Here is a 12,330-nt window from a genome sequence, read left to right on the forward strand (position 1 = left end):
GACATCAATCAACCTTGATAATAAAAGTGATGCGCCCGGTTGAAAAATCAGCAGTAGCGTTGCCGCTTTGGCGTTTGAATTTTACCTGGTTTACTACAGTCCGGTAGTAAGCCAATACATCATTTGTTACGTTGTATTCTATTGGCACTGCCTGCACTATTTTGCCAGCATCATCTACCGTGATACGGAAAACTATCTTACCATTTCTTGTAGAAACATTATCGCGAATGGTTGGCTGCGTAGCAAATTCCCATCCCGCCAAGTCCAGCCCGACGCCTGATGCTGGGCCTGGATTCCCCGTACCGGTGCCCGAACCCATGATTGCCCGTCCATCTACTGTTCCTGTGGGCTTTCCTTCATCGCCTGCTTTGGACGAAGAACCCTGAGAACTACCGGCTGCGGGTTTGTTTCCGGTGCCTGATGTACCTCCTGCGCCAAAGATAGCTCTTTGGTCTATTTTAGGTTTTTCCTCAGCCTTTGTGGTAGTTTTTTCAGCCTCCGATGTGGCTGGCTGTGTACTTGGGACATTTTCTTTTTTGGCAGGGCTTGTTTCCTTCACTACTGGCTTGGGATTTTCAGCGCCCTTTACCGGGCTATTCGTTTTGGCAGGCGCCTCATAGGCCGGCTTTGCTGGAGTAGATTTTGGCTTTGCCGTTTCTGTCTTTGGTTGTGCAACGGGTACAGCCGATTCCGTCGGCTTAGGTGATTGTTCCCCTGGCGCGGGTGCATTGTCCGCTTGCGCCTGTGCTTCTGAAGGCGGCGCATTGGTCTGCCTATCACCACTGCCAGTGTCGGTAAATCCAAGATTCAGTTCCATCCCGTACTTTGGAAGGGGCGGAATGTGTTCCTTCCATACCACAATAAAATAGATCGCCAGCAGCAAAAGAAGATTGACAAGCACCGTAATGATCGCTGCCTTTTTTTTGTTTTCCGACTCAGTCTTCTCGGCTTCCCAGATCTGCATTTCTATCTATTTGAATGGAACTGTCGCGATGGAAACATTCGCCTCCAAGGAGGCCGCAATCCCGCCAATCTCTACCAAATACTCAACTGGAACGGATTTGTCGATATGCAGGACAACTTGCCCTTTCTTGTCTTGTAGCAGGGACGTAAGCTCTCCCTTGATTTCCTCTCTTGTGACTACCTTATCGTTAACGGAAAAACGCAGGTCTTTGGTTACCGTGACGGTCACTTCCTGCATGACAATGTCCGAAGTCTCGCTGGATGGCAGATTGACGGGCAATCCAGATGGCGTGATGAAGGAAGAAGTCAACATGAAGAATATCAACAAAAGAAAGATGATATCGGTCATGGAGGACATGCTGAACGACGCATCAACTTTATGTTTGGATTGAAGGCCCATACTTATTTTTCTTGCAAAAGATCAATGAATTCCACCGAAGCATATTCCATGCTATGTACCAATTTGGAAACCTGGGTCACCAAGTAATTGTACCCAAGGTAAGCAATGATACCGACAACTAATCCTGTCGCTGTCGTGATCATAGCTTCATAAATACCCGTAGACAGCAATTTTGGGGAAACCATTCCCTCCTCTTGGGCCACAGCGATAAATGCCTGTATCATACCAGTAACCGTCCCCAAGAAACCAATCATGGGAGCAGCGCCTGCAACTGTTGCCAATACACCCAGATTCTTCTCAAGCTTGTATATCTCGATTTTTCCCACATTTTCGATGGAAACCTCAATATTTTTCAATGGACTTCCGATCCGCTCCAAACCCTTGGAAACCATATTGGCGACGGGTGAATTTTCTGTCATACAGAGCATCTTTGCCTGCTCGATTTTCCCCGTTTGCACCAAAATCTTGACTTGATCCATCATGTGTTTGGGTGATTTGGATGCCTTCTTGAGGGTCATCAGCTTCTCAATGAAGATGTAGATCGCCATGATGAACAGGATGTACAAAGGAATCATCATGTATCCTCCCTTGATCAGCAAATCCAGCAATCCTATGCTTTTTTGTCCACCATCGAGTGAAACCAAAGAATCGGCCATGACCTGGCCTTCTGTACTGAGTGTTTGTAACAAAACCATATTTAATATTTCAAAATCCAAGTTGATTCGCCAAAGTCATTTTTTGCTTGGGGAAGTGCTTCTGAGGCGGATTTGAAGCTGCCGAAACTTCCAACGGAAAGTCTGAAGTTTTTGGTATCCCCAACCGGAAAAATCATCCAAACATCCCTACCGCTGTTGAGAAATACCTGTGCTTCTTCCCGCGCAATTCTCTCATTCGGTAAACTGGCAACAATCAAATGGTAGATGGGCCGCTCGCCTTTTGATTCGACCAAGTGCAATTGACCGATTGGGCCCGTGGGTGCAGGTTGGGTTTGGGTGACGGGAGGGGCAGCTGCTTCTTTCACTGGTTCTTCCTCTTTCTCTAGCGTCAGAGGAACTTCCAATTCGACCGTATCTGCAGCGACCTCGTCCACAACGGGCTCTACTTCCTGCATAGCTTCTGGTTGTGGTGTCTCGGCGACTTCTTTGACAGTTTCCTCTGCTGGGGTAAAATAGAGAAAATAGGCCATCGCCGCCAAAATCACAGCCAACATAAACACCAATGTAATAAGCAAGGGCGTTTGGTTTCTTTTCTGAGTCTCCTTTCGCTCAAAATGAATCGGATTTGAAAGGGAGCCTGGGACGGATGTTTCTGGTTCAATTGTAGCCGATTCCGCTACCGGGTCTACGGACTGGGCAGGTTCTGATTTCTGGTTTTCTGTGGAAGAGAGCGGCCTCACGTCAACAAACGGAAAACCGTAGTCTTTGTCTTCTTGTCGTCGAAGGGCTTCCTGTTCTTTCTCTTCCATGCTTTTTTTAATCCGCTGTTTTCAGAAATGGATCTCGCACCGTCAAAATGGTGCCGTAAACTCGGGTAATCAGTTACGCAATATTAGGATTAAAATTGGAATGTTGCCCCAAGAATTCCTTGAATGCCCCTGACGGGATAATTCAGAAAGCGCTGGTTTGTCCTATTCAGGAGATTATTGCCGATTGCAAATGCCGAAAACCGATCCGTGATTTTGTAATCCGCCTTAAATTGGAGATCCAAAACCGCGGGAAGCTTAACCGAGACATCCGACTGCTGATTGAATCCTTGGATTCCACCCATTAAGTTGGCATTGAACTGTATCAACCACTTCTCTGTCGGCTGGATTTGGTTGTTGAGACTTACCTCCCACTCCGGACGATGGTACGCTGCCGACAAAGTACCCATGTCATAACTATAATAATTGACCAAACCGGTAACTTGATACCAGGTATCATACTTCCATGAGGCCATCGCGCGATAGTTGATCACATTTGTCAAATCATCGTAAAGCAGATTGAATCGCGTACTATCGGTAGCACTGTTGGCGAAGAAATACATATTGCGGTACCTGCCGACATTGAAACCCACTTCATAGACCAACTCGTCGAGCAAATTTCCTTTAACGCCGGCTCCCGTTTTGAAATTTTGGATCGTATTCAGCAGGCGATCACTTGGCCCCAAAAATGGGTTTTCCCGGACAAAATCCTGATAGGTTGTCCGCAGTACGTCACCTTCAAATTGCGCATAAATACCAAATTCCTTCGCCAACATGTAATGTCCATAGAGTGCTGGGAAAATATGGAAATCAGAAGATTTGTTGTTGGTGACATCGTTTTCAAATACAATATTGGCTCCAACATCAACCTTGATGCTTTCTGTCAAATAGCCGACAGATGGTCGAATCTTGAAATAGTTTCGGTTGATATCACCATAAAAAACATCCTTGGGGCCAGTCAGGGATAGATTCATGTCAAAATCGAACCTCAACGCATCGTCAAACCAATAATCTGTTTTTGCCAAGATCCCGATTTCTGTTTCCGAGGCCTCATAATTGTCATGAAACGCTCGGATGAAAACTCTCCCTTCATAATTCAGCCCTTCGACTTTGTCAACGTCCTCGATTCCTCCCATAACCTGGAAGGTATTCAGCACATTTTGTCCGGGAACATAATCCGCCAAGTTTAAATCGTTCCAATCAAAACCGTAGAAATTGACCATGTGGCGGTTATAATGTACGCCTCCGAAAAATTGATATACCTCTTTGTACAGACGCCCGTCCAATTTCACGTTGGTTTTTGTCTCTGCTGAATTGGAATCACCTGTCGGTCCTGAGTAAAATCCATGGTGAAAAATCTTTGCCGAAACTTGGTAGTCACCGTCTTCCCATAGATTGTACCTTCCTTCCAACAAAGGGGAATTATAGTTCCCCAATCCAAACCTTGCAAATCCCCGGTACATTTCCTCCTGTTTTTTGGGGAAATTCTTCTGGGCGGCCTCCGACTTGATGGCAACTGGTTCAAGGTTCAGGAAATAGGGCTGTACCTCATAGGTATATGCATTGCTACTTTTGGGATTGGGAAGAACAGGTAGCCGCTCAAACCTTCTGGGCTGGGCAGGAAGCGTAAGTACCCTGTCTTTGCGGATGATAAATTCTTGGTCCTTCACCTCACCCGTCTGTTGAGAAAATCCTTCGGCAGCGAAGAACAGTCCCAAAATGCCTGCAAGTGAATATTGAAATATTTTTGAATAAATAGATCTCATGGTCTTTGCTATTGAATTGTAGCCAATTTTTGGCTTGCCAAGGCTTTGATTTCAGCATTTGGGGAATTCTCTACGATAGACTCTAAGGTCGCTTTGGCTTGGAAGGTCTCGCCGAGGGCAAGATAATTTTCCGCCAAGAGCACGAAAGCCCGCCCGTACCAGTAATCATATTCGAAAAACGGCGCTGAAAAATCGAAAATCGTATTGTTCGATTGGTCGTAGCTTTTGCGTTTGGCTTGGCTTTCTGCCAGCAAAAACAAGCCTTCTGCCCCTTGTATGGATTTGTAATCGTTGACCAGGTCCCGTAAGGTTTCCTCAGCCTGATTCGTCTTTGCCTGCTGCTGTAATGCCTTTGCTTTGATCAACAAGGCTGCGGGGACATTGTCAGGTGTCACATTCCCCAAGTTGACCACTTTTTCGGCGAAGAAGATCGTGGAGTCGATTTTTCCAGTCTCCAGATAGGCTTGCATCAACCCAGAGAATGTCTCGTTTTCTTCCAAAGGATTCCTGGAATAATTAATTGATTCCCTGAGATATCCGATGGCTTTCTTATAGTTTTTGTTTTCAAGTTCGATGGAGGCTATCCTTTGCACGGCACGGCTTCTTTGAGCGGAATTTTTGTCCCTATCAATCTGGTAAAAAAGCTCCAAGGCCTGTGCTTTTCTGCCCAACCTGTATTGCGCATCAGCCATAAAATAGCTCGCTTCAGGCTTATTGGCGGACTGGGGGTAATTTCTCAAATAAGTCTCAAAAGCGCGATACGATTGCTCCCAAGAACCTGACAGGTAAAGGTTTTTGGCAGCCTCATATTCTAAACCTTGAACGCTCGTATTTCCTGGATTTGCCTTGCGGTAGGTGGCGAGGTATTGGGAAAACTCTGCGGACCTTCCCTGTAAGGTCAAAGATTCCTGAAGTCCAACCAAGGCCGCTTCTGCATTCGTGGAATTGGGGAACCTATCCAATATCCGCTTGTAGTCCTCGATCGTTTGGTCGTATTGTTGACGCGAGAAATTGGCTACAGCCCTTCCTTCCAAGGCATGCGGAACAAACTGGCTGTTGGGCCTGGCTGCGATCAATTTGCTGAATCCATCTACTGCATCCGCATACCGCATTTCTTCCATGTTGATCTGGGATTTTTGGAAGAGCGCATCTTCGAAATATATGCTGTTCGGATAGCCGGTGATCAATCTGTCCAACTGGGCAATCGCTTCCGAGTTCCTGTTTTGGAAATTGTAGACAACTCCCGATCTGAAATAGGCATAATCAACCGAACTCCCCCCCTCCGAGATCGCCCGCTGGTAGGCATTCTGCGATTCTGTAAACTTCTTTTGGACGAAGTAAACGTCCCCCAACCTCACCAAAGCCTCGTCAAAATGCTCCCGATTGTCCGACTTCCCTCCTTTTTCGATGTATTGTCGAAACTGTGCCTCAGCTTTTGGGTATTGTTGGGTGTTGAAAAAAGCGTATCCGAGGCCATAATAGGATTTGAGCAGAAACGGATCACTGGCATTTGGCCTCAGCCCTTGCAAGGTCTCGTAGGACTTGATAGCTTGGGGAAGTCTGTCCGCCGCGGCGTTGTTCTCCCCTTTCCAAAAATGTGTCTGAACGACCAAGTCCCGATCGCTCGGCGTACTCAATGACTTATCGAAATAGGTATTTGCAAGGTCGTGCTTTTTGTCCCTGTAGTACACCACGCCTTGGTAGAAAGCGATCTTCTGGTAGGCGGTACGCATGCGTTCGGACTTCCTTGGAAGTTTCTCTATATGGTCTATTGCCCGAAGGTAATTGCTCGTGTTGATGAGCGCGTCTGTCAGCAGGTCTTCGGCCTGACGTGCATATCGGCCGTTTGGATAATTCTCCAAATAGGCATCAAGCGCATTTACCGCCTCCTGAAAACTGCCACGCTCCAGATTCAATTTGGCATAATTAACCAGAGCGTCCTCTTTAATGTTTGGATCGGCATTGCTTTTATAGGCTGCGTTGAAGCTATTGGATGCAAATTGCGGATTGTTCAACTTCAAGTATGAATGCCCCAGATAGTAACTTGACACCTGCCCGATCCTGTCGTCCTGCACCGCGGAAACTTTGAAGTAGTCCGAAGCCCTCTGGAAATTTCCGGTTTCAAACTGGGCAACGCCTGCCTTGTAGACCTGCGAGCGGTCCAGGTCACGCTTCTTGGCATTGACAAATGCGTCATAATTGCTCGCAGCACCCTGAAAATTCCGCTTTTCAAAATAAGCCTCCGCCAAAAACAGATGGATTTCCTCTTTTCTATCCAAGGTTTTTCCTGACTTCAAGGCACTTTCAGCATAGGGAATGAGGGTATCAAACTGCCGTTGCTGGTAATACAAGCCTGCGATCATGTACGGAACCTTGGGCGCATAGAAAGAATTTTTCTCTGCTTCCAAGAAATCCGCAATTGCCAAATCGAATTTGCCCGATTCCTTTTGGATAAAACCTGAATAGTAATGTGCATCGGGTCTGAAAGGTGATTTTTGTCCCTTTACCCTGGTGAAATAAGGCAACGCAGCCGCAAAATTCTTCAATTGAAAAAAGGAATAGCCCATCTTGAAGGCCACCTCGGATTGTACTTCAGGAGTAACCAAACCATCCCCCATCAATTGGAACCCAGCGATCGCCTCCTTGTAGTTCTTTTTTTCAAAGAAAAAACTCCCTAGTTCGTACGCCGCTTCAGTCTTTCTTGGATGCTGGGGATGGTTTCTGATGAATCTTCTGACCCAATCTGAACCACCCGGCTGCTCTATTTTGAGAGCAGCGATCGCATGGTGAAATTCGGAAGTGACTGCCTGGTTTCCGTCGACTTCTCCTTCCCGGATTTGCCTGAACCCGAAGGAGGTCGCGGCGAACTGGTGTTTGTCAAATAACTCAAGGTTTTCGTCCAACTCTTGCTGCGGACCATTTTGATACAGGCTGGATTGGGCACTTGCGAAGGAAGCAGAAGTGGCAATCAACAGACCCGAGAGGATTTTTTTCATGGGCATTTTCAATGCATGATTTTGAACAACAATTCGCGCAGGATTTCCTTGTCTTCCCAGCCTGATGCATCCACACCCTTGGAACGGAGGTCTGCCTCGCGAATATGGGAGAAGCAATCAATTACTTTGCCTAAACGGTAATTGTTGGCTGCTATTTTATATTCTTTGATGAAATATGGGTTGATTCCGAGAATTCTCGCCAATTCAGTTTCTGAGGCTGATTTGTTTTGGTGCAAAAGCGCGATCTTTTGAAAGTATGAGAATATCAATGCTACGATCGGGATGATCGGATGGTTCTTTGGATTTTGGGAAAAGTACTCGATAATCTTGTTCACCTTGAGCGTATCCCTCACGCCAATTGCCTTGGTGAGTTCAAAGTTGTTGTACTCTTTATTGATGCCAACGTATTTTTGGATAAGTTCCTTGGTAATCGCCGACGGACTGGAAAAATTGATGATAATCTTGTCCACCTCATTGGAAATCACCTCCAAGTTGTTTCCAATGGCTTCCGCCAAAAACACTGCTGTTGGATTATCGATAGAATGACCTTTTGACTTCACATAACTCTCAATCCAACCTGAAAGCAAATGATCCTTGATTTTTTCCGATTTCACAAAAACCGCAGCTTTGTCCAATTCCTTTGACAGCTGCTTTCTTCCATCAAGGCTTTTATACTTATGGGCAAACACCAAAATGGTGCTTGGAAGTGGATTTTTCAGGTAATTGATCAACTGATTGTCAATATCCTCCCTCCCAAGGTTCAGGATGTTTTGAGCCTCTTTCACAATCACCACCTGTCGGTCAGACATCATGGGAAACCGCCGGGCATTGTTCAGAATGTCCATCATGCTGACATCCTTTCCATATACAACCAGCTGATTGAATCCGCGGTCGTGCGGTTGGAGCGCATTGGCCTCGATATAGCTGGAAATTTGGTCGATGAAAAATGGCTCTTCCCCCTGCAAAAAATAAACCGGAGCATATTTCCCGGCTTTCAAATCCTTCAGTACGTCTTCTGCTTTGCTCGCCATGGTTGAAGTTTACGGCCCAAATATAGAAAGAAATAGATTTTCGGAGCTACCATTTGAATCACCAACCATGCTAAATCTAAACTTTATGACCTCTATTTTTGTATTGAAAAAGTAATCCAAAAAACCGAAAGTATGAGCTTGGAGAGAAGTCTGGAATTATTCAGTGTCGGAAAGTTTGAGCAGTCGCTCGCACTTATTGAAACCTGCATTAGTCAGGAAGGCAAATCGACTGACTATGTTTCGCTGAGGGCGAGGATCTTCACACGTCTTGGCAATTTTGATAGCGCTTTGGAGGACTTTGATTACCTCTATGCTTTGGAGCCATTCAATCCAAGCATTATCAACGACCGCGCTGTGGTGCTTCACCTCTTGAAAAGAAATGACGAGGCCATGGCGGAATTTGACCGCGCGCTAAATCTCGATCCAAAAAATCCATACAGGTTTGCGAGCCGTGCGTACTTTAAGGATCGGATCGGAGATTTACTTGGCGCAATTGAGGATTACGAAAAAGCCATTGAACTGGACCCTGAGGATGCGGTATCCCACAACAACAAAGGCCTCGTAGAAGAGAAACTTGGCTACATGGCAAAAGCCAAAAAGAGCTTTGAAAAAGCAGATGAACTGGTTGGATACAAGCCAGAACAACCAAGCAATTTGTCCAAAGAAACCGAAAGCCAATCGCCTATTCCATTGCCTGAGATCCAAAAAGCCCAAAAAACCACTAAAAAGTTGACCATCGGGTATTTTATGGAGACCCTAAATCGCCTCGTCTCCGACAAAGCAACCCAGCAGGAATTTAAAGATTTTCTGAAAAAGAAATTGGGCCGAAAATAATCGGGTCGGAACAATACAATGATTCGAAAAACAGCTATGCCATCTTGATGACCAACAGTGGCTTATTGATGAAATAGGACATTTTCCTAGAAAGGTTGTTTGAAAAAATCTGTTCGAACCAAGACTTTTTCTTACTCAATGTCACGAGAATATCGCCCTTGGCGATGATTAGGTAGTTTTCCAAGCCCAGTCCTGGTTCATCCCGATAGGATTTGAGTATGTAGTTCACCTTTTCATATTTCACAAACGGCCTAATCTCCTGTACCATAGTAATGTGGAGCGATTTGTCAATGGCCTTTAATCTGGTGCTGACGTGGACGATATCAATCTCGCTCTCCCAAAACTTTGCCAATTCGACTACCTTTTGGATTGCGATTTTATCCTCTTCCAGGTAATCCGTGGCATAGACAAATTTCTTAGGCGGCTTGAAAAACACCCGTCTTGGGACCACCAAAACGTCGATCTCAGACCTCTCCACAATTTTGCTTGACCTCGTTCCGATAAAATTCAGTTTGAAATCATTGACACCTTCTGTGCCGATTACGATTAAATTGGCTTTGATCTCCTCGCTGAACTCCAAGATCGTCTGTACGGTTTTCCCCTCTTTGAAGCTGGCATGACAGGATTTCAAACCATTTGGAATACTTTCCTTTTCAACGACCGCTCTAAGATTCTCCAATTTTCTCTGGATAAAGGAATATTGGTCCCCAGTATGGTGGTCTCGTGAGGCGAGTTTTTGATAGTCATCATGGTCCGGAACATGGAATAGGTACAAATCAGCGGCATATAGTTCTCCCAGCTTTGCCGCATATTCGATCGCATTAAGCGAACATTCCGAAAAATCAGTTGGACAAACAATTACAAAATTTTGAGTCATGGGTTTATCTTCTTTTTTTCAATAGCCTAAATTTCTGTCGACGATGTTTAGAAGTGGTTTATTGGATTTGATACGATTATAATTCTCTAAAATCTGAGGCACAGCTGCGTCAGGATTGGTCACACTGGCGATATGGGGAGTTACGGTAATTTCGGGAGTCTCCCAAAATGGGTGTTCCTTGGGTAGGGGCTCTTTACGAAACACATCCAGCATCGCCCCTGAAATAAACCCCTCATTTATTGCAGTCAAAAGATCCTCTTCTACCAAGTGGTTTCCCCTCGCCACATTAATGAGATAGGTGCCTTTTCTACAACGTCTGAAGAAATCAATATTAAGAAAACCAGTTGTCTTTTCGGTCAATGGAAGCATACAGACTATCACGTTGACTTTATCCAGAAAATCCTGTAGCTGTGTTCCATAATAATAAGGATAGGAAGAAACACTCTTCGGTGAGTTGCCATACCCCAATACCGGAACTTCCAAAACCTGTAACTTTTTCACCACATCTCCGCCCAAAGCGCCCACGCCGAGTACACCGACGGTGATATCCAATTCGGGATTGCTCATATCCCAAGTCTTTGTCTTTTGGTTTTTTTGGTAGCGGGATAGCTGCCGTTGATATGCCAATATCCCCATCAGGACATAGTTGGTCATTGGGTTGGTAAGCCCCTTGTCCACTACCCTGCTGATTGGAAGGGAAGGGTCTATGTCTTTGTCCGAAAGAATATGGTCCACACCGGCGCCCATCGAACAAATCAACTTCAAGTTTGGAAACTCCCTCAATATTCCCTTTGGATGCTGCCAAAGAAGTACCGCCTCCACCCTTTCAGGAGCAGAAATTTCGGGATACACCTGAATATCCAAATTTGGCATATGCCATTTCAAGCTTTCCTTCCATTTGGTGACGTCTCGTCCTGGTGATATGATGGCAAAGCCCATTTGTCGATAATTTGATTGGATTCGCTAAAATCCTTTGTTTGGTTTGAACTATTAAAAACATTTTTTTGAACGGCAAAAACGATGCGCATGCCTTTCAATGCTTCTTTAGACCTCAATCTCAAAAACCCCCCGCAATGATCGGAATTAATTGTTAATTTTAGCCGTTCATTTTCTACTCCAACTAAATTACATACAAAAAAATGAAAAGCAAATCTATTTTATTGTCCTTCGTTTTGATAGCCGGAATTTATTCCCTTGGTCTCGCCCAACAAATCCAAATGCCCCAAGCAAGCCCAACCGCTAAGATCAGCCAAAAAATTGGACTTACTGATGTTACCATTGACTATAGCCGCCCTAGCACCAAGGGCAGAAAAATATTCGGGGAATTAGTTACATACGGTGAGGTCTGGAGAACTGGCGCAAATGCCGCGACAGTGATTACTTTCAGCACCCCTGTAATAATCGAAGGAAATAATCTGCCTGCAGGATCCTATGCACTCTACTCGATTCCTGGCAAATCAGATTGGACGATAATCTTCTCCAAAAACACCAAGTTATGGGGGGCAGTAGGCTACAACCAAGACGAAGATGCGTTGAGGTTTACGGTGAAACCTGGTAAAACAGGCCAGAAATATGAAACGATGGAAATCAACTTCGTGGACATGACAGACACAGGTGCATCCATCGCCATCAAATGGGAAAATGTGCGTGTGAAATTCAGGATCGAAACTGAGGTGGACACCATCGTGATGAAACAGATCAAGGAAATGGTAATCGACAAAGATCCACAGAACCCTGGACTGTATTACCAAGCCGCCAATTACTATTTCACGAATAACAAGGACATGAATCAAGCCTACGAATGGATTGTCAAGTCCGTAGAAAGCGATCCAAAATACTGGACGATGCACCTGAAGGCAAAAATTGAACTTGCGCTTGGAAAGAAAAAAGAAGCAATCGAAAGTGCCACCAAATCAATGGAAATGGCCAAAGAAGCCAAGAATCCTGACTATGTTGGACTCAACGAACGTCTGATCAAATCTATAAAATAACCTACGCAGC

At 45.2% G+C, this 12,330-nt stretch carries 11 protein-coding genes; 2 read left to right on the plus strand and 9 right to left on the minus strand.

Translation table 11 applies throughout. The features are described 5' to 3' along the window. Window positions 1-4: 4 nt before the first annotated feature. From C943_RS12845 to holA, 7 genes are all read right to left on the minus strand, one after another. On the minus strand, window positions 5-964 hold the full coding sequence (locus tag C943_RS12845; RefSeq protein ID WP_008628478.1) for a Ferric siderophore transport system, periplasmic-binding protein TonB: 960 nt from the start codon (window positions 962-964) through the stop codon (window positions 5-7). Window positions 965-970: 6 nt separating this feature from the next. Next, window positions 971-1,363 carry an ExbD/TolR family protein gene (locus C943_RS12850; RefSeq protein ID WP_040480596.1) on the minus strand — a complete coding sequence of 131 codons (393 nt, stop codon included), beginning with the start codon at window positions 1,361-1,363 and terminating at the stop codon, window positions 971-973. A gap of 2 nt (window positions 1,364-1,365) precedes the next feature. After that, window positions 1,366-2,058 carry a MotA/TolQ/ExbB proton channel family protein gene (locus tag C943_RS12855; protein WP_008628488.1) on the minus strand — a complete coding sequence of 231 codons (693 nt, stop codon included), beginning with the start codon at window positions 2,056-2,058 and terminating at the stop codon, window positions 1,366-1,368. A gap of 2 nt (window positions 2,059-2,060) precedes the next feature. Further along, on the minus strand, window positions 2,061-2,828 hold the full coding sequence (locus C943_RS12860; protein ID WP_008628490.1) for an SPOR domain-containing protein: 768 nt from the start codon (window positions 2,826-2,828) through the stop codon (window positions 2,061-2,063). A gap of 89 nt (window positions 2,829-2,917) precedes the next feature. Continuing rightward, window positions 2,918-4,591, minus strand: a complete 1,674-nt coding sequence (locus tag C943_RS12865) for a TonB-dependent receptor (protein ID WP_008628492.1) — start codon at window positions 4,589-4,591, stop codon at window positions 2,918-2,920. A gap of 8 nt (window positions 4,592-4,599) precedes the next feature. Then, window positions 4,600-7,587: a tetratricopeptide repeat protein gene (locus tag C943_RS12870; protein WP_040480623.1), complete on the minus strand. Its 2,988-nt coding sequence runs from the start codon at window positions 7,585-7,587 to the stop codon at window positions 4,600-4,602. A gap of 8 nt (window positions 7,588-7,595) precedes the next feature. Beyond that, a complete protein-coding gene (holA, locus tag C943_RS12875) occupies window positions 7,596-8,618 on the minus strand; it encodes a DNA polymerase III subunit delta (protein ID WP_008628496.1) in 1,023 nt (340 codons plus the stop codon). A 132-nt stretch (window positions 8,619-8,750) separates the two neighbouring features. Between holA and C943_RS12880 the strand changes: the two genes are divergently transcribed. Then, the gene (locus C943_RS12880; RefSeq protein ID WP_008628498.1) at window positions 8,751-9,452 is read left to right on the plus strand and encodes a tetratricopeptide repeat protein; all 702 of its coding nucleotides are present in this window, start codon (window positions 8,751-8,753) and stop codon (window positions 9,450-9,452) included. 34 nt (window positions 9,453-9,486) lie between these two features. Here C943_RS12880 and C943_RS12885 read toward each other — a convergent pair whose 3' ends face one another. Together C943_RS12885 and C943_RS12890 are read right to left on the minus strand one after the other, a co-directional pair. After that, window positions 9,487-10,329, minus strand: a complete 843-nt coding sequence (locus C943_RS12885; RefSeq protein ID WP_008628499.1) for a universal stress protein — start codon at window positions 10,327-10,329, stop codon at window positions 9,487-9,489. An 18-nt stretch (window positions 10,330-10,347) separates the two neighbouring features. Next, entirely contained in the window at window positions 10,348-11,268 is a 921-nt protein-coding gene (locus C943_RS12890) for a 2-hydroxyacid dehydrogenase (protein ID WP_040480598.1), read from the minus strand. 200 nt (window positions 11,269-11,468) lie between these two features. Between C943_RS12890 and C943_RS12895 the strand changes: the two genes are divergently transcribed. Beyond that, entirely contained in the window at window positions 11,469-12,320 is an 852-nt protein-coding gene (locus C943_RS12895; protein WP_008628504.1) for a DUF2911 domain-containing protein, read from the plus strand. Window positions 12,321-12,330: the final 10 nt, after the last annotated feature.

Origin of the sequence: Mariniradius saccharolyticus AK6 (genome assembly GCF_000330725.2) — a bacterium.
GTDB classification, from domain to species: Bacteria; Bacteroidota; Bacteroidia; order Cytophagales; family Cyclobacteriaceae; genus Mariniradius; species Mariniradius saccharolyticus.

What these genes read in the sequence shown, in the direction of transcription:
- C943_RS12845 (WP_008628478.1), bottom strand. Translation starts at nt 964, where the DNA reads ATGCAGATCTGGGAAGCCGAGAAGACTGAGTCGGAAAACAAAAAAAAG.
- C943_RS12850 (WP_040480596.1), bottom strand. Translation starts at nt 1,363, where the DNA reads ATGGGCCTTCAATCCAAACATAAAGTTGATGCGTCGTTCAGCATGTCC.
- C943_RS12855 (WP_008628488.1), bottom strand. Translation starts at nt 2,058, where the DNA reads ATGGTTTTGTTACAAACACTCAGTACAGAAGGCCAGGTCATGGCCGAT.
- C943_RS12860 (WP_008628490.1), bottom strand. Translation starts at nt 2,828, where the DNA reads ATGGAAGAGAAAGAACAGGAAGCCCTTCGACGACAAGAAGACAAAGAC.
- C943_RS12865 (WP_008628492.1), bottom strand. Translation starts at nt 4,591, where the DNA reads ATGAGATCTATTTATTCAAAAATATTTCAATATTCACTTGCAGGCATT.
- C943_RS12870 (WP_040480623.1), bottom strand. Translation starts at nt 7,587, where the DNA reads ATGAAAAAAATCCTCTCGGGTCTGTTGATTGCCACTTCTGCTTCCTTC.
- holA (WP_008628496.1), bottom strand. Translation starts at nt 8,618, where the DNA reads ATGGCGAGCAAAGCAGAAGACGTACTGAAGGATTTGAAAGCCGGGAAA.
- C943_RS12880 (WP_008628498.1), top strand. Translation starts at nt 8,751, where the DNA reads ATGAGCTTGGAGAGAAGTCTGGAATTATTCAGTGTCGGAAAGTTTGAG.
- C943_RS12885 (WP_008628499.1), bottom strand. Translation starts at nt 10,329, where the DNA reads ATGACTCAAAATTTTGTAATTGTTTGTCCAACTGATTTTTCGGAATGT.
- C943_RS12890 (WP_040480598.1), bottom strand. Translation starts at nt 11,268, where the DNA reads ATGGGCTTTGCCATCATATCACCAGGACGAGACGTCACCAAATGGAAG.
- C943_RS12895 (WP_008628504.1), top strand. Translation starts at nt 11,469, where the DNA reads ATGAAAAGCAAATCTATTTTATTGTCCTTCGTTTTGATAGCCGGAATT.